The organism is Corynebacterium ihumii (genome assembly GCF_028609825.1).
Lineage (GTDB): Bacteria > Actinomycetota > Actinomycetes > Mycobacteriales > Mycobacteriaceae > Corynebacterium > Corynebacterium afermentans.
On record NZ_CP063190.1, the window covers coordinates 1096030 to 1113536 of the forward strand.

General features: G+C 66.1%; 19 protein-coding genes and 1 tRNA gene. 16 read left to right on the forward strand and 4 right to left on the reverse strand.

Annotated features, from left to right (window positions below):
• Positions 1-45: 45 nt before the first annotated feature.
• The 12 genes from steA to CIHUM_RS05490 all read left to right on the forward strand — a co-directional run bounded on the left by steA (position 46) and on the right by CIHUM_RS05490 (position 11292).
• Complete coding sequence (steA, locus tag CIHUM_RS05435; RefSeq protein WP_051106427.1) at positions 46-1278, forward strand: putative cytokinetic ring protein SteA; 1233 nt, start codon at positions 46-48, stop codon at positions 1276-1278.
• 14 nt (positions 1279-1292) lie between these two features.
• A complete protein-coding gene (locus tag CIHUM_RS05440; RefSeq protein ID WP_051106396.1) occupies positions 1293-2141 on the forward strand; it encodes a copper transporter in 849 nt (282 codons plus the stop codon).
• 19 nt (positions 2142-2160) lie between these two features.
• Positions 2161-2808: an NUDIX domain-containing protein gene (locus CIHUM_RS05445; RefSeq protein ID WP_034999077.1), complete on the forward strand. Its 648-nt coding sequence runs from the start codon at positions 2161-2163 to the stop codon at positions 2806-2808.
• Positions 2809-2811: 3 nt separating this feature from the next.
• Entirely contained in the window at positions 2812-3732 is a 921-nt protein-coding gene (gene xerD, locus CIHUM_RS05450; RefSeq protein WP_034999076.1) for a site-specific tyrosine recombinase XerD, read from the forward strand.
• 45 nt (positions 3733-3777) lie between these two features.
• Positions 3778-4926, forward strand: a complete 1149-nt coding sequence (locus CIHUM_RS05455; RefSeq protein WP_051106395.1) for a hypothetical protein — start codon at positions 3778-3780, stop codon at positions 4924-4926.
• A gap of 61 nt (positions 4927-4987) precedes the next feature.
• Entirely contained in the window at positions 4988-5857 is an 870-nt protein-coding gene (locus CIHUM_RS05460; protein WP_034999074.1) for a ParA family protein, read from the forward strand.
• A complete protein-coding gene (locus CIHUM_RS05465; protein WP_034999073.1) occupies positions 5857-6678 on the forward strand; it encodes a segregation and condensation protein A in 822 nt (273 codons plus the stop codon). Before CIHUM_RS05460 ends, CIHUM_RS05465 begins: the two co-directional genes overlap by 1 nt.
• A 40-nt stretch (positions 6679-6718) precedes the next feature.
• Positions 6719-7291 (forward strand): SMC-Scp complex subunit ScpB, encoded by a 573-nt coding sequence (scpB, locus tag CIHUM_RS05470; RefSeq protein WP_034999072.1) that lies wholly within the window; start codon positions 6719-6721, stop codon positions 7289-7291.
• 11 nt (positions 7292-7302) lie between these two features.
• On the forward strand, positions 7303-8232 hold the full coding sequence (locus CIHUM_RS05475) for a pseudouridine synthase (RefSeq protein WP_034999071.1): 930 nt from the start codon (positions 7303-7305) through the stop codon (positions 8230-8232).
• The gene (gene cmk, locus CIHUM_RS05480; protein ID WP_034999070.1) at positions 8233-8934 is read left to right on the forward strand and encodes a (d)CMP kinase; all 702 of its coding nucleotides are present in this window, start codon (positions 8233-8235) and stop codon (positions 8932-8934) included.
• Entirely contained in the window at positions 8931-10574 is a 1644-nt protein-coding gene (gene der, locus CIHUM_RS05485) for a ribosome biogenesis GTPase Der (RefSeq protein WP_034999069.1), read from the forward strand. Before cmk ends, der begins: the two co-directional genes overlap by 4 nt.
• 4 nt (positions 10575-10578) lie before the next feature.
• The gene (locus tag CIHUM_RS05490; protein ID WP_051106394.1) at positions 10579-11292 is read left to right on the forward strand and encodes a CE1 family esterase; all 714 of its coding nucleotides are present in this window, start codon (positions 10579-10581) and stop codon (positions 11290-11292) included.
• Here CIHUM_RS05490 and CIHUM_RS05495 read toward each other — a convergent pair.
• The gene (locus CIHUM_RS05495; protein ID WP_101494236.1) at positions 11289-12071 is read right to left on the reverse strand and encodes a class I SAM-dependent methyltransferase; all 783 of its coding nucleotides are present in this window, start codon (positions 12069-12071) and stop codon (positions 11289-11291) included. The genes CIHUM_RS05490 and CIHUM_RS05495 overlap by 4 nt on opposite strands.
• Before the next feature lie 20 nt (positions 12072-12091).
• On the opposite strand from CIHUM_RS05495, the gene CIHUM_RS05500 reads away from it, so the two are divergent.
• The 4 genes from CIHUM_RS05500 to CIHUM_RS05515 are packed head-to-tail and all read left to right on the forward strand — an operon-like array spanning position 12092 to position 15564.
• Complete coding sequence (locus CIHUM_RS05500) at positions 12092-13033, forward strand: CE1 family esterase (RefSeq protein WP_051106393.1); 942 nt, start codon at positions 12092-12094, stop codon at positions 13031-13033.
• A gap of 49 nt (positions 13034-13082) precedes the next feature.
• Entirely contained in the window at positions 13083-14048 is a 966-nt protein-coding gene (locus CIHUM_RS05505) for a diacylglycerol/lipid kinase family protein (protein WP_158293374.1), read from the forward strand.
• 42 nt (positions 14049-14090) lie between these two features.
• Positions 14091-14627 (forward strand): gamma carbonic anhydrase family protein, encoded by a 537-nt coding sequence (locus CIHUM_RS05510; protein ID WP_034999384.1) that lies wholly within the window; start codon positions 14091-14093, stop codon positions 14625-14627.
• 46 nt (positions 14628-14673) lie between these two features.
• The gene (locus tag CIHUM_RS05515; RefSeq protein ID WP_316244764.1) at positions 14674-15564 is read left to right on the forward strand and encodes a 3-hydroxyacyl-CoA dehydrogenase; all 891 of its coding nucleotides are present in this window, start codon (positions 14674-14676) and stop codon (positions 15562-15564) included.
• A gap of 62 nt (positions 15565-15626) precedes the next feature.
• On the opposite strand, the gene CIHUM_RS05520 is transcribed toward CIHUM_RS05515, so the two are convergent.
• From CIHUM_RS05520 to CIHUM_RS05530, 3 genes are all read right to left on the reverse strand, one after another.
• Positions 15627-15700: transfer RNA gene (locus tag CIHUM_RS05520), tRNA-Pro, on the reverse strand.
• 92 nt (positions 15701-15792) lie between these two features.
• Positions 15793-16191, reverse strand: a complete 399-nt coding sequence (locus tag CIHUM_RS05525; RefSeq protein ID WP_051106391.1) for a YchJ family protein — start codon at positions 16189-16191, stop codon at positions 15793-15795.
• Complete coding sequence (locus CIHUM_RS05530; protein ID WP_081634428.1) at positions 16191-17417, reverse strand: bifunctional alpha/beta hydrolase/OsmC family protein; 1227 nt, start codon at positions 17415-17417, stop codon at positions 16191-16193. The genes CIHUM_RS05525 and CIHUM_RS05530 overlap by 1 nt, the downstream gene beginning before the upstream one ends.
• Positions 17418-17507 lie beyond the last annotated feature (90 nt).

A 17507-nucleotide genomic window follows, 5' to 3' on the forward strand; every position in this document is an offset into this window, starting at 1 on the left:
CGCGCCTCCCCGGTTCAGGCAGGTCATCGTTGCACAATGGTGCGCATGACTGTTGCACCCTCCGCTCAAGAACCGACCAAGGAACCGCCCGCGTCCGAGCTGCGCGGCACCTTGCGCGACTGCACCCCGCAGGGCAAGGGACTGGGCAAGCTTAGCGAGGGCGACGTCGTATTCGTGGACGCACCCGACATGCAGCGACGCTTGGCTGAGCAAATCATCGCGCGTCGCCCGGCGGCGGTGGTCAACCTCGCGCCGTACTCCACCGGCACGCTGCCTACGTTCGGTCCGCACTTGCTTCTCGACGCCGGCGTTCCACTGTTCGAGGCAGCTGGCACGGACCTGCGCGGGAAGATCCGCGACGGCAAGAAAGCTACTGTCTCGCCCACAGGCCAGATCACCGTGGGGCGCAAGGCTGCGGGCCAAGCGCAGCCGGTGACCCGCACCGAGGTCGATGCCACGTTCTCCCAGGCCCAGCGCGGCCTAGTGGAGAACATGGAGGCATACTTCGGCAACACCGTCGAGTTCATCCACTCGGAGGCGGCGCTGCTTATCGACGGCGTTGGTGCCCCGGAACTCGGCGACATCATGACAGAGCGCAAGGTGTTGGTGGTGTCGCCGGCTCCCGACACTCGCCAGCGCATGGAGGAACTGAAGAACTTCATGCAGGAATACACGCCGGTTGTCATCGGCGTTGGTGCTGCCGCGGACACGCTTGCGTCCATGGGCTACGCGCCGGACATCATCGTGGGCGACCCGAAAAACGTGGCGTCCGAGAACCTGCGCTCGGATGCGAAGGTGATTTTGCCCGCGGAGCCGGACGGCTACGCGCCTGGTTTGGAACGCATTCAGGATCTGGGCGTGGGCGCGATGACGTTCCCAGCCGCGACGGATTCCCCGACGGACCTTGCGATTTTGCTGGCGACGTTCCACGACGCCGAGATGATCGTCACTGTGGGCCAGCCGGTGGAGCTGGACCGTATCTTCGCAGATTCGGCTACCACCGCGGGCACCCCGGCCACGGAACCGGCGGCGCTGCTCGCGCGGCTGAAGGCGGGGCGCAAGATCGTGGATTCCTCCGTGATTACCAACCTGTACGCTGTCGAGTCCGGCGCAGGTGTGGCATGGGCGTGGGCGATCCTCGGCGTGCTGGTCGCCGCCGCGGTGGCGATCCTGATCGCCGGGCTGGGCGGCAACGGCAACTTCGCTGACAACCTCGTGGACACCTGGAACACCATCGCGCTGACGGTGCGCGGCTGGTTCGATGGCTGGACTAACTAGGAGGGCAGTGTCTGATGGCGAAGACTCAAGGCAGGGTAGGCCTCATCGCAGCTGGCCTGGGCTGGGGCGCAGCGCTTGGAATCGCGCTGGGCGCTTTAGTGCTGGCACCAGCGATGCCGGGAAAGGTGGACCTCGGCTTCTCCCAGTACAAGGCTGACGCCCCCGCGAAGCCAGCCGTAGATAATTCGGAACTTGAGGCGGCGCAGGCGCGAGCAGAGGAGGCGAACGACCTGTTGGCGCAGGAATCCGGCTCCATCGTCTCGGGTGCGCTGAAGGACGTGCCGGTGACCATCGTGCGCACGGCCGCGGCGGACTCGGAAGATGTCGAGTCCGTGCGCTGGCTGCTCAACGCCGCCGGAGCGTCCGACTCCGGCGAGCTGACACTGACGGAGCGTTTCTCCGACCAGGCGGGCGCGGACGAGCTGTCCAGCATCGTCGCAAACACGTTGCCCTCGGGTGCGAAGCTGTCGGTGGAGGACCGTTCCCCGGGACTTCACGCAGGTCAGTCTCTCGCGACCGTGCTGTTCGACGACGGCACTTCCGGCGAATCCAAAACTTTGCCGGATGACCGCACGCTTGTGCTGGACTCGCTGCAGCAGGCTGGGTTTATCGAATTCAGCGGTTCCATCGTGCCCGCCGGCGCGGTGGTGATCGTGGATGGGCCGGCGCGAAGCAGCGACTTCAGCGCACAAGTCATCGGCGACTTTGCCAAGGCGCTCGGGGCGGAAGGCAAGACCGCGCTGGCTACCCAGGGCGCTGAGCCCGATGCGATCAGCGGGGTAAAGACTGTCGGCGGCGTGGACGCGGAAGCTGGGCGCATCAAGTCCGTGCTTGCGGTGTCCAGTGGTGGCGGCGAGGCTTAAGGCTCGTAGGCTTGTGCCCATGAGCCACGAATTCACTGTCACTGGGTCCGAAGTCGTCCTTGACGCGCCAATCATCGCGGTGCGCCGCGACCAGGTGGTTATGCCGGGAGGCAACGAGGCTGCGCGCGAAATTGTGGAGCACTTCGGCGCCGTCGCCGTGGTCGCGCTGGACGATCAGGGACGTGTGGCGCTGGTGGAGCAGTACCGCCACAGCGTGGGTGAGCGTCTGCTGGAGCTTCCCGCCGGGCTGTTGGACATGCACGCGGAGGACGAGCTGATCTGCGCGAAGCGCGAACTGCAGGAGGAGGCGGGCCTGGCTGCCAACGAGTGGGGCGTGCTGGTGGACTTAGTCACCTCCCCAGGGTTCGCGGAGGAGGCAGTGCGAGTGTTCATTGCCCGCGGCCTGCACGAAGTGGAACGTCCCGAGGCCGAAAACGAAGAGGCCGACATGGACTTTGCGTGGGTGGACCTGGAGGAGGCCGCCGATAAGGCGCTGCGCGGCGAAGTGGTCAACTCGATTGCGGTCTCCGGCATCCTCGCCGCCGCGCGTCTGGTGGCCCGGGGCGAAAAGCCCAGGCCTGTCGACGAGCCCTTCCACCTGCGCCCGACTTCGTTGGCCAACCGCCGCGCGGAAGAAGGCATCGTGCCGGACATGAAACGGGTCTAGCCGGTGGACGCGGAGGCGCTGGCGAAGCGCTGGCTGACTCATCTTGCCGTCGAAAGGGGTGTGTCACCCCACACGCTGAGCAATTACACCCGCGATGTGCACCGCTACACCGCGTGGCTGGCCGCGGCTGGCAAAACGGATTTGAGTCAGGTTAGCGCCACCGACATCGAGGCGTATGTCGCGGACCTGCGCCGGGGTGTGGACGGGGCGAAGCCCTTGGCCGCGTCCTCGGCGGGGCGGGCGCTGACCGTCGCACGCGGACTGCATAAGTTCGGCGTGGACGAGGGGGTTCTGCCAGCTGACGCAGCCGCTGAGGTCTCGCCGCCGCGGACCGGCGAGCGGCTGCCAGACACGTTGAGCATCGAAGAGGTGGCCAAGCTTCTCGACGCATGCCCGACCGAAACCCCATCCGGACTGCGCGACAAAGCACTGCTGGAGACGCTCTACGCCACCGGCGCCCGTGTCTCGGAGGTGCTGGGCTTAAGCGTCGACGACGCCAGCGCCGCCTTAGACGGCGAGTACGGCGGCGTGCTCGCGGTAACCGGCAAGGGCAACAAGCAACGTTTGGTGCCGCTGGGATCCAAGGCGCAGGAGGCGCTGGAGGCGTACTTGGTGCGCGGGCGTCCGGCGTTTGCCAACGGAACCTCGCACGCGCTGCTGCTAAACAAGCGCGGCGGAGCGTTGTCCCGCCAAAGCGCGTGGAACGCGATCAAGGCTGCGGCGGCCCGGGCGGGGATTGAGAAGGACATCTCGCCGCACACCCTGCGGCATTCGTTTGCCACGCACCTGCTGGAAGGCGGGGCGGACGTGCGAAGCGTTCAGGAACTCCTCGGGCACGCCTCAGTGACCACCACGCAGATTTACACCCACATCACAGCCGATAACCTGCGCGAAGTTTGGCGCAGCACGCACCCACGTGCGTAGACTCGGCTGCTTGATTGACCCACACAATTAACGGGAGAACTATCAATGCGACCCGCACCTTTTTCACCGCGCACCTCGCGCCGCGCTGCGCTGCTCGCCGTGCCTGCGGCTCTGCTTCTTGCGGCTCCGATCGCTCCGGTGGCGCACGCGCAGCTTCCAGACGGCATGAGCCCGGAGGAGGTGCAGTCCATGATCCCCGGGGAGATCTCTGTTCCAGCGGGCGAGAGCACGACCGTGGATGTGGGCGTTCCGGTGGACGTGAACTACTCCTCGGGCGGATGGACAGTGACATCCTCGGGCACGTCCGTGACCGTGAGCGCGCCGAACCAGCCGGGTGCTACGGCGGCGGTGCCAGCTAGCGCGGGCGGCTACTCGGCGACGGTAAACCTGGTCGCTGTCGGCGATGGCTCCGCGGATGTCGGCGGGGACTCCGGCGAGTCCGGCGGTTCCAGCGGGGGAGGCAGCGGTGCCGCTGCTGACGGTGAAGCCGCGGGTAGTGAGGCTGACGGCGGCGCGTCCCGCGGGGAGGGTAGTGACACTAGCTCCGGCGGCGGGGCCAGCGACGGTCGAGATGACCAAGGTGACCGTGGTGGCCGAGGTGGCCAGCCCGGCGAAGTCAGCGCAGACGACAACCGTGACGGCAGCGCCCCGGCGGTGTCGCACCCGTCGCGGTCCAAGGCGGAGCCCGCTGACGATACTGCCGCGACCAAGCTGTACTTCGACGGCGAAATTCGAGACAACACGATCGTGGTGAAGGTACCGCTGAGCCGAGTCAAGGACCTGATGAAGTACGCCAGCTACGACACGGAGGGCGCCACGCTGCGGTACCTGGACGTCAACGGACAGGTCATTGAGGGTGTGGAGCGCGAGATTGATAAGGGCAAACGCACGATCACCCTGACCTATCCGGAGGGGGAGACGCCGGACAACCCGTTCATCATGGAAATGGTGCGCGACGGCAAGGCGGATTTCGTCGCGGTGATCACCTCGACCAACGTCCCCGTGGAGCAGGCCGGCGACAGCAACGAGGACAACCAGTACGGCAACTACGCGAACCAGGATGGTCAAGGCCGTGGGGTTGACGGGACGTCGTCGATAAGCGATGTTGTGCCCCTTGCGATCGCTGGAGCTGCGTTGCTGGCAGCAATCGCGGTGTTGATTGTGTTCCTGCGCCGGAGGCGCGCGCAGGCGTAATGACAACGTTGTAAGATGGCGGAAGTCAAGGGTTTGGACGTGATTGAGGGAAGGACCGGCCATGGCGGACGAGGCGCTGTTTGACGCTGCGGACCAGAAAACGTTTCTGACCGGGCGGCCGTGGCGCGAATTTGCCCAGCCGAAGGAGCTGGACAAGCACGGGCCTGCCACGGTGATCTCCATGGTCAACCAGAAGGGTGGTGTGGGCAAAACCACCTCGACGATCAATCTCGGCGCTTGCCTGGCGGAACAGGGCCGCAAGGTACTTCTCGTGGACCTGGACCCGCAGGGCGCGCTCTCAGCGGGGCTCGGCGTTTCCTATGAAGAGGAGCAGGTCACCGTCTACGACCTGTTGTTCGACAACACCGCAAGCATCCACGCCGCGATTAACACGACCAACGTCTCCGGCCTGGATGTGGTGCCCGCCAACATCGACCTGTCGGCGGCGGAGATTCAGCTGGTCAACGAGGTTGGTCGCGAGCACACGCTCGCCCGCGCTCTGCGTCCGGTGCGAAACGAGTACGACTTCATCATCCTCGACTGCGGGCCGTCCCTCGGCCTGCTCACCGTCAACGCGCTCGCCTGCTCCCACGGCGTGATCATCCCAATGGAGTGCGAGTACTTCTCCCTGCGCGGCTTGGCGCTGCTCACGGACACGGTGGAGAAGGTGCGCGACCGCATCAACTTCGACCTGGACATCGTGGGCATCCTGGTGACCATGTTTGACCGCCGCACCACCCACGCCCGCGAGGTGATGGACCGGGTGGTGGAGGTCTTCGGCGAGCGCGTCTTTGACACCGTGATCACCCGCACAGTGCGTTTCCCGGAGACGTCTGTGGCCGGCGAGCCGATCATCACCTGGGCGCCGAACTCCCAGGGCGCGGACCAGTACCGCAACCTTGCGCTCGAGGTGCTGGAGCGCACCAGCTAGTGGCGGCGGCAGCGCCCGAGCAGTACCCCCAGCCGGAGATCACCGGGTTCACCCTGGCTCTGCAGAACTTCGAGGGGCCGTTCGACCTGCTGCTCACGCTGATCCAGTCGAAGAAGCTGGACGTGACAGAGGTGGCATTGGCAGAGGTGACCGACGAGTTCATCGCGTATACGCGCGCGCTCGGGGAGACGGAGGCGCTGGACGAGGTCACCGAGTTCCTCGTCGTTGCGGCGACCCTGCTGGACCTGAAGACCGCGCGCCTGCTTCCGGGAAACGACGGCGAAAACATCGAAGACCTCGAGCTTTTGGAGGCACGCGACCTGTTGTTCGCCCGCCTGCTGCAGTACCGCGCCTACCAACGCGTGGCCGACCAGTTCGCCGAGTGGCAAAAACTCGCGCTGCGGCGCTACCCGCGCGCGGTGTCCATGGAGCCTAGGTTCGTGGACCTGCTGCCGCCGGTGGATCTCGGGCACACAGCTGCGAGTTTCGCCGAACTTGCCGCCAGCGTGTTCCGCCCCCGGCCGCCGGAGGAGGTGCGCACAGACCACCTGCACGCACAGGCGGTGTCCGTGCCAGAACAGGCGGGCAAGATCCTGGACACGCTGAAACTGGCGGGTACCGGCTCCTGGCTGACGTTTGCGGCGCTCACGCGCGATTGCACCCGTTCAATGGAGGTGGTGGGCAGGTTCCTGGCACTGTTGGAGCTGTATAAGGCCAAGGCCGTGGAGACGGAGCAGCCGGAAGCGCTGGGACGCCTGGACGTGTCCTGGACCGGGCTTGAGGTGGACCCAGCGGTCGTTGCCGCCTCGAACTGGACGTAACCGCCGGGCCGGCGCACGGTACCCGATACACTGCCGAATCATGGATAGCTTGCCCATGGTCTCCCAGCTGCGCTCCCGAATTGAGTCGGTGCTGCTGGTCATCGACGCGCCCGTCGCCGTGGAGCAGCTGGCAAGTGCACTCGGTGCAACCTCCGAGGAGGTCTCTGACATACTGCGCGAATTTGCCCGCGAGCTGGACGAGCGCGGCTCCGGCATGGACCTGCGCGAAACCGCGGAGGGCTGGCGCCTGTACACCCGCACCGACAACGCCGACGCGGTCGAGGCGTTCCTGCTGGACGGCACGCAAAAGAAGCTGTCTCGCGCGGCGATGGAAACACTCGCGGCGGTGGCCTACCGTCAGCCGGTCACCCGCGCGCAGGTCGCGGGTGTGCGCGGCGTGAACGTGGACGGCGTGATGCGCACGCTCGCACTGCGAGGCCTGATCGCCGAGGTGGACCCGGGCGAGGCCGGGGAGGACGTGCCGGATCACGGCGCGCACCGCTACGTCACCACCGAGCTGTTTTTGGAGCTTTTAGGCATCGATTCCTTGGAGCGCCTGCCGGAGCTTGCGCCGCTGCTTCCGGACATCGATTCCATCGAGGATGCCTGGTAAACTCCCGGGGCATGACACCACCCGCTCGCCGAGATGGCACACCGGATAAGCGTGGGAAGGACGATACGTTCTACATCTCCTACGCCAAGCCGGCTAAGAAACAGAATGTCCGCCTGAACAAGAGGCGCCAAAACGCCGCGAAGAATCAACCGAACCCGCTGGACGATAACTGGTGGGACGAAGACCCAGCAGCGGCGAAGGCCGCGGCTGAAGGCGTTCGCCTGCAGAAGGTGCTCGCGCAAGCGGGCGTAGCTTCCCGTCGTCACGCAGAAGCGATGATCGAGCAGGGCCGCGTCGAGGTCAACGGCGAAATCGTGATGCGCCAGGGCATGCGCGTGAACCCGAACGTGGACATCATCCGCGTCGACGGCGCGCGCATCAACGTCAACGAGGAGCACGAGTACTTCGTCTTCAACAAGCCCCGTGGCGTGCACTCGACCATGAAGGACGAGATGGACCGCGTCTCGGTGGGGTCCTACCTAGCTGAGCGCACCGCGTCCGGCCAGCGCCTGTTCCACGTCGGCCGCCTCGATGCGGACACCGAGGGCCTGCTGTTGCTCACGAACGACGGCGAGATGGCCAACCGCCTGACCCACCCGAAGTACGAGGTGGCCAAGACGTACTTGGCCACGGTGCTCGGCGAGGCCAACAATGCGGTGGTCAAGCAGCTCAAGGAGGGCATCGAGCTTGACGACGGCCCCGCGAAGGTGGATTACGCGCAAATCGTGGACGTGCACAACGGCCAGTCCATCATCCGCGTGGAGCTGCACGAAGGCCGCAAGCACATTGTGCGCCGCATGCTGAAACAGGCCGGGTTCCCGGTGCAGCGCCTCGTTCGCACGAAGTTCCACACGGTACAGCTCGGCGACATGAAGCCGGGCTCCATGCGCGCGCTGAACTCTTCTGAGCTGGCATCGCTGTACAAGGCGGTGGGGATGTAAATGGCGGACACACTTTCCAATATGGATAACGGCGGGCTCATCGTGGCTGTGGACGGGCCTTCGGGCACCGGCAAGTCCACAATGTGCCGCGCGCTGGCGAAACGCCTGGACGCGAAGTACGTGGACACTGGGGCGATGTACCGCGTTGCCACCTTGGCTGTGCTGCGCGCGGGAGTAGACCCGGCCGACACGGCGAAGGTAATTGAGGCGACCGCGGACTTGCCGTTGGAGGTCTCCGACGATCCGGATTCCACCGAGGTGCTCTTCGCTGGCGAGGACGTCAAGGCGGAAATCCGCGGCGCCGAGGTGACCAAGCACGTCTCCGCCGTCTCCGCCATCCCCGAGGTGCGCGTGAACCTGGTGGAGTTGCAGCGCAAGCTTGCCCGCGAGTCCGGGCGCGCGATCGTGGAAGGCCGCGACATCGGCACGGTCGTGCTGCCGGACGCACCCGCGAAGGTGTTCATGTCCGCAAGTGCCGAGGTGCGCGCGAAGCGTCGCTACGACCAGGACGTTGCGGCGGGGCGCGAGGCGGACTTCGACGCGGTGCTTGCGGACGTGCAGCGCCGCGACGAGGCAGATTCCTCGCGAGCGACCAGCCCGCTCAAGCCCGCGGACGATGCGGTGCTTGTGGACACCTCCGAGATGACCCCGGACGAGGTCCTGGCGGCACTGACCGAGGTCGTGGAAAGGAGCGCGCGATGAGCGAGCGCGACAACAACCCCAGTTCCAACGACGAGCACCTGGAGCCGGAGACGCAGTTCATCCAGCCCGGCATCGACCGTTCCGGCTACACCGACGTGGACGCCTACGTGGTCGGCGCCGATAGCGCCGAGTACTACGAGAACAAGGACTTCAACGCGGAGGAGGACCTGCAGGGCTTCGAAGACGCCGGCATCGACGAGTCCGAGTTCGGCGAGGCAGATTTCGGCGAGGGCTACGACTCCGACGACGAACTGACCGAGGAGGAGTGGGCCGAGCTCGAGGCGGAGTACGGCATTGCCCAGCCTGACGTGGTCACCGAGGCGCTGCCGACGGTCTCTATCGTGGGCCGTCCGAACGTGGGCAAGTCCTCGCTGGTGAACCGCTTCATCGGCCGCCGCGAGGCCGTGGTGGAGGACCACCCAGGCGTCACGCGGGACCGTGTCAGCTACATCACGGATTGGGGCGGGCGCCGCTTCTGGGTGCAGGACACCGGCGGCTGGGACCCGGACGCGAAGGGGATCCACGCCGCGATCGCCCGCCAGGCGGAGGCCGCGATGGCCACCTCCGATGTCATTGTCATGGTTGTGGACGCGAAAACCGCCATCACGGAGACGGACGCTGTGATGGCTCGCAACCTGCAGCGCTCCGAGGCTCCCGTGATCCTGGTGGCGAACAAGTTTGAGTCCGACAGCCAGTGGGGCGACGTGGCCGAGTTCTACGCACTCGGCTTGGGCGACCCCTGGCCGGTCTCCGCGCTGCACGGCCGCGGCGGCGCGGATGTGTTGGACGAGATCATGCGCCTGTTCCCGGATGAGCCGCGGGTGAAGGAATCCATCACCGGCGGCCCGCGCCGCGTCGCGCTGGTGGGCCGGCCTAACGTGGGCAAGTCCAGCCTGCTGAACAAGCTGACTAAGTCCAACCGCTCAGTAGTGGACAACGTTGCCGGCACCACCGTGGACCCGGTGGATGAGCTCGTGCAGCTGGACGAGGATCTGTGGACCTTCATCGACACCGCCGGACTGCGCAAGAAGGTCAAAAGCGCCCAGGGCCACGAGTACTACGCGTCGCTTCGCACCCGCGGCACTGTCGAGGCCGCTGAGGTGTGCATCGTGCTCATCGACGCCTCGGAGGAGATCTCTGAGCAGGACCAGCGCGTGATCTCCATGGTGTTGGAAGCCGGTAAGGCGATGGTCATCTGCTTTAACAAGTGGGACCTGATGGATGAGGACCGTCGCTACGACTTCGACCGCGAATTCGACGAGACGATGGGTCAGCTCAAGTGGGTGACCAAGCTCAACATCTCCGCCGACACCGGCCGCGGCCTGCACCGCCTGGAGCCGGCGATGAAGGAGGCGTTGGAGAACTGGGATAAGCGCATTTCCACCGGTCAGCTGAACAATTGGCTGCGCGAGGCGATCGCGGCGAACCCTCCGCCGATGAAGAACAACCGCCTGCCCAAGCTGCTGTTTGCCACCATGGCCAGCACCCGTCCGCCGACAATCGTGCTGTTTACCACCGGGTTCCTCGACGGCGGGTACCGCCGTTACCTGGAGCGGAAGTTCCGCGAGCAGTTCGGCTACCACGGCACCCCGGTGCGCATCGCGGTGCGCGTGCGCGAGCGGCGCGGCAAGAAGGGCTAGACCGATGCGGCAGCGCACACTCAACGTTGGCGGCGTGGAGAGCAGCTACCACGTCAGCGTTCCCGCAGGTCACACTGGCGCGTTGCCGGTGATCGTCGCGCTGCACGGCAAGGGCGACAACGGCCGCGATTTCCTCGCCGGCACGGGCCTGCACCGGGCGCGCGCCATTGTCGCCGCGCCAACGGGTGCGGGCCTTGCATGGTCGCCTGCGCCGTACGCGCGCACCACCTTCGATGAAGATGCGGCGTTTGTGCGTGCGCTTATCGACGACCTCCGGTCCACCTTCGCCACCACCAACACCTACATGGTTGGCTTTTCCAACGGCGGGGGACTGGCAGTGCACCTGAGCCTGACCGACCTCGACCTCGCTGGCGTCGCCACTGTTGCAGCGGCCGTGCGTGCAACCCCGGACGAGCTGGCTGCAGCAGCACAGCCGCTGGATTACCTGAACATTCACGGCACCTTCGACGACGTGGTGCCGTTTGCCGGCGAGAAGCGCTCCCCGTACAGCGGGGGAGAAGACGACACCACTTACGGCGCACCCGACGTGGTGGCGGCGTTTGAGCGCCGCAACGGCGACCGCGCCAGCGCCGATCTGATTGCGGTGGAGGGCATGGGGCACGAGTGGCCCACTGGGCCGTGGGCTGCCCGGCGCGACCTGGACGCCACCGAGGCGATTGTTGAGTTCTTCGGGCTGGAGTTCGACCGCGCCAGCTAGGCGCGCTCGTAGACGAACGCGTCGGTGCGGTACGGCAGCGGGATGGTGTCGCCGGGGTCGAAGCCGAGGCGCTCGTAGAGGTACCAGGCGAGGTTCGCCTCCATCTTGGCGCGAGTGCGCTCGTTCGCTTTCAGCCAGTAAGAGCGGGTAGCCATGAGCTCGAAGCAGCCCTCGACGGCGATGGGGTGGAGCCACTCCCGGCGCAGCTCGTCTGTCAGCTGCCAAGGGGAGGCGACCTCCGGGTAGAAGCCCTCGCGCTGTACGTCTCCGGAATGCATGATGCGGCTGAGCCTGAGCACCCAGGGGTGGCGCACGGCCAGGGTGTTCCAGCACAGCACCAGGCGCCCGCCGGGCCGGATCACGCGGTCCGCCTCCGCGCTAGCGGCGTGTACATCCACCCAGTGCCAGGTCTGCGCGCACGTCAATGCATCGACCGCGTCATCGACCAAGCCGGTCGCCTCGGCGGTGGCGCGCCACACGGGCACTTCGGGAAGCACCGTGTGGAACACGCGGGTCATGCCTCCGCTGGGATCGCAGGCGAACACGGAACGTGAATCGTCGCAAAGCAATTGTGTGAACTTGCCGGTACCTGCGCCAATGTCGCAGACAGTGCCGGGGCCGACGAGCTTGCCTAATGCGTCGGGGTAGGTGGGGCGGGCGGTGTCGTAGCGATTTGCGTCGCGGGTGAACGCCTCGGCGGCGCCGCTGCGGTGCGCGGAGTTTCTGAACGTGGGGCCAGCTTTCCTGCTGGGGCCTGGCTGTGTTCTGCTCGCGTGCACAATGGTCTAATCTACCTTGCGTGTTTCTCCGCCAAAAGATCCGCGCCGCGGCCGCCATCGGCTTGGCCGTCACCTGTTTTAGCGTCGCAGGCTGCGCGGGGGATACGGCACGGCTGCGCACGGCGATAACCACGCAGCCGGATCCTCCCCAGGACGTCGTGCGTGAGGTGGAGCCGTGGTCCGACCCGGCGATAGATCGCCGGCAGATGACGTCCGCCGGGCTCAAGCGCGACTACATCCTGTCGGTGCCGAGGGGCGCGAAGCAGCGCGACAGGCTGCCGCTGATCCTGGTGTTCCACGGCTACATGGAAGACGCGGAGCGGATCCGCCAGCACTCGCAGCTGGACAAGGCGGACGCCGTTGTGGCGTTCATGGACGGAGTGGGCAAAGCCTGGGCGCCTGCCCCGTACGCGGAAACGACCGGAGAGCAGGACCTCGCGTTCGTCGACGATGTGCTTGGTCAGGTGGAGGGCGAATACTCCATAGACCGCACCCGCATCTTCGCCGCCGGTTTTTCCAACGGCGGCGGGTTCGCGGCGTTTGTGGGCTGCCAGCGACCGCAGGAGTTCAGCGGCGTGGCCACTGTGGCCGGCGCGTTTTACCAGCGCGTTTCCTCCGGGTGCTCCAGTATCCCGATGAAGCACGTGGACATCCACGGCACCGCCGACCCGATCATCTCCTACGACGGCGGCGAGCGACACGAGACGGTGTACAACTCCACGCCCGAGATGCTCGAGGAAGCGGCGGTGCGCAACCACTGCGCGGGGCGCAGGGAAGACGTTGCGCTGTCGCCCACGGTGACGAAGCTGAGCTGGGAGGACTGCGATGCCGCGCTATCGCACTACCGCATTGAGGGCGGGCCGCACGTGTGGCCCGGCGGCACCTCCGACAAGACCGGCCTGGTGTCCGACGAGTTTGCCGCCCGCACGCTGCTGGAATTTTTCGGCGTCGGGTTGTCGTAGCCGCGCCGTGTGACGCGGTTGTGCCCCAGGCACCGCTACGATGAGTCGCGTGAATGTCGCGTCTAGTTCCCGGGTAACAGTGGTGTTCAACCCTGTGAAGGTCCACCTGGGAAGGCTGCGCCGCGCCGTGGAGCGCTACGCCTGGGAGGGTGCGGATATCGAGTGGGCAGAAACGACCGCGGAGGGGCCCGGGTTTTCCCAGGCCGTCCGCGCGCTCGAGCACGGCGCCGACTTGATCATCGCCGCTGGTGGTGACGGCACGGTGCGCATGGTCGCGCTGGCCGTGTCCGGTTCCAAAACTCCCATGGCGATCGTACCGGCGGGCACAGGCAACATGCTCGCGCGCAACCTCGGGGTGCCGCTTGTGCTGGAAGCGGCGGTGCGCCGGGCGTTTTCCCGCACCGACCGGCTCATCGACCTCTGCCGAGCCGAGATGGTCTACCCCGACGGCCGCACTGAGCACTCCGGCTTCGCCGTCATGGCCGGTGTCGGCGCGGACGCTGGCATGATCCACCGCACCCGCGACGGCCTCAAGGCTGCGGTCGGGCCGCTCGCGTACGTTCCGGCCGTGCTCCAATCGCTCGGCGGCGGCAATAGCGTGGACGTGAGCATCACAGTCGATGGCGATCCTTCGGTCACCACCTCCCTGCACACGTGCATCGTGGGCAACTGCAGTGACCTGGTGGGCGGGATCCCGCTGTTGCCGGACGCCCTGCCTGACGACGGGGTCCTCGACGCCGTGGTTCTGCGTGCCGAAGACGTCGCCGACTGGGCAGGTATCGGTGGCAAGATCGCGCTGGACACCGTCCGCGACGGCATCAACGCGCTGCTGCCTGGCGAGGCGCAACCGCGCCCGCCAGCGTCGTTGCCTCCGACCATGGAATACCTCGCGGGCCGGCGGATCACGCTCGAGTTTTCAGAACCCGAGCAACTCGAGCTTGACGGCGATGCCGCCGGTACCGTCAGCGCTGTCAGCTTTAGCGTGATGCCTGGCACCCTGCGCGTGGTGAGCTGAAACCTTCTGCCGTCGCTTTGGCGTACAGGCACAATGGTGCGCATGATCTACAGCTTTGAAGGCACAACCCCACAGATCCACCCCTCGGCGTTTATCTCCGACGAGGCCACCATCATCGGCAACGTGACCATCGGCGAGGACGCGAACATTTGGCCCGGCGTGGTCATTCGCGGCGACGTGGGCGCGATCCGCATTGGCAACCGCGTCAACGTCCAAGACGGCTCCGTGCTGCACGTGGACGCGGACGGTCAAACGGTGCTGGAAGACGACGTGACCATTGGGCATCTGGCCATGGTGCACGGCTGCCACATCGAACCCGGTTGCCTGATCGGCATGAGCGCGACGGTGCTGTCGCGCTCGCGCGTGGGCAAGGGCTCCATCGTCGGTGGCGGGGCAGTGGTGCTCGAAGGCCAGCAGTTGCCGGAGTTCTCTCTTGCCGCCGGTGTGCCGGCGAAGGCAAAGCGCACGCTCGAGCCGGACACCTTTGAGGCGCGGTTGAGACATGCGGCGTACTACGTGGAGCTGGGCAGGCGGGCAGCGAGCGGTCTCGTGGCGGTGGACCGGGCGTCGCTTGCGTAAAAGTTCACCATAGAACTGACGCCGAAGTCACACCATCGGGAGTAACGTGACCGGTATGGCATTCAACAACGTAACAGTACTTGGTGCAGGCGTCCTGGGCGCGCAGATCGCTTTCTGCTCTGCGTTCGCGGGCAAGAAGGTAGTGTCCTACGACATTAACGAGGAGGCCCTCGCGGCCGGCAAACAGCGTTTCGACGCTATCGGTGAACAAATGAAGGCGGAGCTCGAATCCGCCAACGACGAAACCATCGCGGCGGCGCACGAAAACCTCACCCAGACCTCGGACCTCAAGGAAGCGGTAGCGAACGCGGACCTGGTCATCGAGGCGATCCCGGAAAACCTCGAGCTCAAGCGCAAGGTCTGGGCCGAAGTGGGGCAGTACGCCCCGGAGACCACCGTCTTTGCCACCAACACGTCCACGCTCATGCCGAGCAAGTTCGCGGACGCGACGGGTGCGCCGGAGCGCTTCTTGGCACTGCACTTTGCCAACCACATCTGGATCCAGAACACCGCCGAGGTGATGCCGCACGAGGGCACCGACCCGAAGTATGTGGACCAGCTCGTGGAGTTTGCGGAGCAGATCAACATGGTGCCGGTCCCGCTCAAGCGCGAGCAGCCCGGCTACGTGCTGAACACGCTGCTGGTGCCGCTGCTCAGTGCTGGCATGTACCTGCTCCACCACGACATCGCTGAACCCGCGGACATCGACCGCGACTGGTGCAACTCCACCGGCTCCCCGCGCGGTCCGTTCGAGATCATGGACCTTATCGGCGTGCGCACCTTGGTCGCCGTGATTGAGTCCAACGAGAACGCCCCGCGATGGCAGAAGGACTTCCTTGAGACGACGCTCAAGCCGATGGTCGCAGAAGGCAAGACCGGCTTGGAAGCTGGGCAGGGCTTCTACACGTACGACGCGAATGGCAAGATCGTGTCCTAACCTACAGTCGCGAATACCCCTGGCGCCTGGCGTGTATCGCCGTGGCCCCAGGGGTATTTTTGTCGGACTGACAGGATTTGAACCTGCGACCCCCACACCCCCAGTGTGGTGCGCTACCAAACTGCGCCACAGCCCGATCCGCTACTGCTCAGCGCGAGGCTGAAACTGTAACTCGCCCGATATTACAACACTGTCATACGCGCCCAAAACTGGCTGGTCACCGGTCGATCACTGGACTACACCGTCGACGTAGACCCAGCGCCCGGCGCGGCGCTCGAAGCGGGAGCGCTCCCGCATCACGCCGCCGGGGTGGTGGGCGGCGAATTCGACTACGCCCTCGGCGTCGAAAGGCCCGCCGCCGGCGGCATCCAGCACCTGGAGCCGGGTAAACGGCTCACCGGACGGGTCCACGGCCAGATCCGCCGGCCGCGTCTCGGCCGCCCACGTCTCCGCGACGTAGGAGCCCGCGCCGCGCACGTAGGCGGTGTAGCGCGAGCGCATCAGCGCCACGGCGGTGGGCGCCGCAGCAGCGCCGTCGATGTAGCGCCCGCAGCACGCCTCGTAGGGCAGACCCTGCCCGCAGGGGCACAAGCCCCGCACGTCCGCCCACAACCCGGATTCAGCCATTACTTGCCCAGGCGCTCCGCGCGGTGGAGCTTGTTCTGGCGGCGTCGGCGCTCAAGCGAAGCGGTCTCCGCAGTCGTTTCGATTTCGCCCTTGGCCACGTAGCCGTCCACGGTGGAGGCCGCACCCGCGGCGCGCAAGGTCTCCACCTCGTCGTCCGTCAGGTCGCCGTAGAGGGTGATCAGGCGGGTGAAGGTACCGTCGCCGTTGTGGTTGACTTCCACGCGGACGTCGTCAAGCTGCATGCCCTTGGCCGCCTCACGCACCGCCTGCGAGCAGCTGACGGCGAGCGCGGACATGTACAGGCCGGTGGAGGTGACACCCTGGCCCTTGCCGCCGGTGTTCTTGGAACGGTCGGTGGTGATCGCGCGGTCGGAGGTGCGCACCACGTCGCCGTACTTCGTGCCGCGCGCGGAGTAGGACACGGCGTTGGTGTCCGTGGTCTTCGCCGGGACGAACAGCGGCTGGATGTATTGCTGCGCCCAGGAGCCGATGATGTCTGCGGCGCGCTGTGCGGTGCCCTGACGGGTGAGCAGGTGGTCCGCCTTGTCCAGCGCCATCAGGGACTTGGGGTAGCGCGCCAGGGAGAAGATGTTCTGGGCGTTGTCGATGCCGACGGTGACGTCGATAGGCGAGTGCACGACAAGCAGCGGCTTGCGCAGTTTGGGCAGGTACTCCTCCGGGTTGGTCTCAGCCAGATCCTCGAGGAACTCGCGCGAGATGGTCAGCTCGCGGCCGCCGAGCACCACGCCAACGGAGCCGTTCGCATCCGCCTCACCGATGGCGTGCGCGTAGTGCAGTACCGAGTGCGCTGGGTCGAACGGCGCGCCGACGGTGGCCACCGCCTTGATCATCTTTTTCAGCTCAGGGCGGCTGGCGGCCTTCAAGGTGGCGGCGCCGCCGAGGGAGTGGCCCATGAGCAGTTGCGGGGCCTTGTAGTTCTCCTCCAGCCACAGGGCAGCAGCGACGATGTCGTCGACATTCTCGGAAAACGAGGTGTCCTTGAACTCGCCCTCAGACTGGCCCAGGCCGGGGAAGTCGAAGCGCAGGGTGGCAATGCCGTGCTCGGTCAGCCGCTTGGCAATGCGGGAGGCACCGGGCGTGTGGCGGGAGCCGGCGAAGCAGTGCGCGAAAATGGCGTAGGCCTGCGCGGGTCCGTCGGGGCGGTCGATGGTCGCAGCCATCATGTGGCCCTTGGACGACGGGACTTTCACGTTCATAGACAGCATGGGTAGCCGTTTCCTCCTGCGGCTCGGCGGTTCAACGCAACGGTTACTTTCGCTGCAAGACTAATCGTCGCACCAACTGTTTGGCACGTT

Coding starts and splice junctions, on each gene's coding strand:
- steA (WP_051106427.1), top strand. CDS start 46: ATGACTGTTGCACCCTCCGCTCAAGAACCGACCAAGGAACCGCCCGCG.
- CIHUM_RS05440 (WP_051106396.1), top strand. CDS start 1,293: ATGGCGAAGACTCAAGGCAGGGTAGGCCTCATCGCAGCTGGCCTGGGC.
- CIHUM_RS05445 (WP_034999077.1), top strand. CDS start 2,161: ATGAGCCACGAATTCACTGTCACTGGGTCCGAAGTCGTCCTTGACGCG.
- CIHUM_RS05455 (WP_051106395.1), top strand. CDS start 3,778: ATGCGACCCGCACCTTTTTCACCGCGCACCTCGCGCCGCGCTGCGCTG.
- CIHUM_RS05460 (WP_034999074.1), top strand. CDS start 4,988: ATGGCGGACGAGGCGCTGTTTGACGCTGCGGACCAGAAAACGTTTCTG.
- scpB (WP_034999072.1), top strand. CDS start 6,719: ATGGATAGCTTGCCCATGGTCTCCCAGCTGCGCTCCCGAATTGAGTCG.
- CIHUM_RS05475 (WP_034999071.1), top strand. CDS start 7,303: ATGACACCACCCGCTCGCCGAGATGGCACACCGGATAAGCGTGGGAAG.
- cmk (WP_034999070.1), top strand. CDS start 8,233: ATGGCGGACACACTTTCCAATATGGATAACGGCGGGCTCATCGTGGCT.
- der (WP_034999069.1), top strand. CDS start 8,931: ATGAGCGAGCGCGACAACAACCCCAGTTCCAACGACGAGCACCTGGAG.
- CIHUM_RS05490 (WP_051106394.1), top strand. CDS start 10,579: ATGCGGCAGCGCACACTCAACGTTGGCGGCGTGGAGAGCAGCTACCAC.
- CIHUM_RS05510 (WP_034999384.1), top strand. CDS start 14,091: ATGATCTACAGCTTTGAAGGCACAACCCCACAGATCCACCCCTCGGCG.
- CIHUM_RS05525 (WP_051106391.1), bottom strand. CDS start 16,191: ATGGCTGAATCCGGGTTGTGGGCGGACGTGCGGGGCTTGTGCCCCTGC.
- CIHUM_RS05530 (WP_081634428.1), bottom strand. CDS start 17,417: ATGCTGTCTATGAACGTGAAAGTCCCGTCGTCCAAGGGCCACATGATG.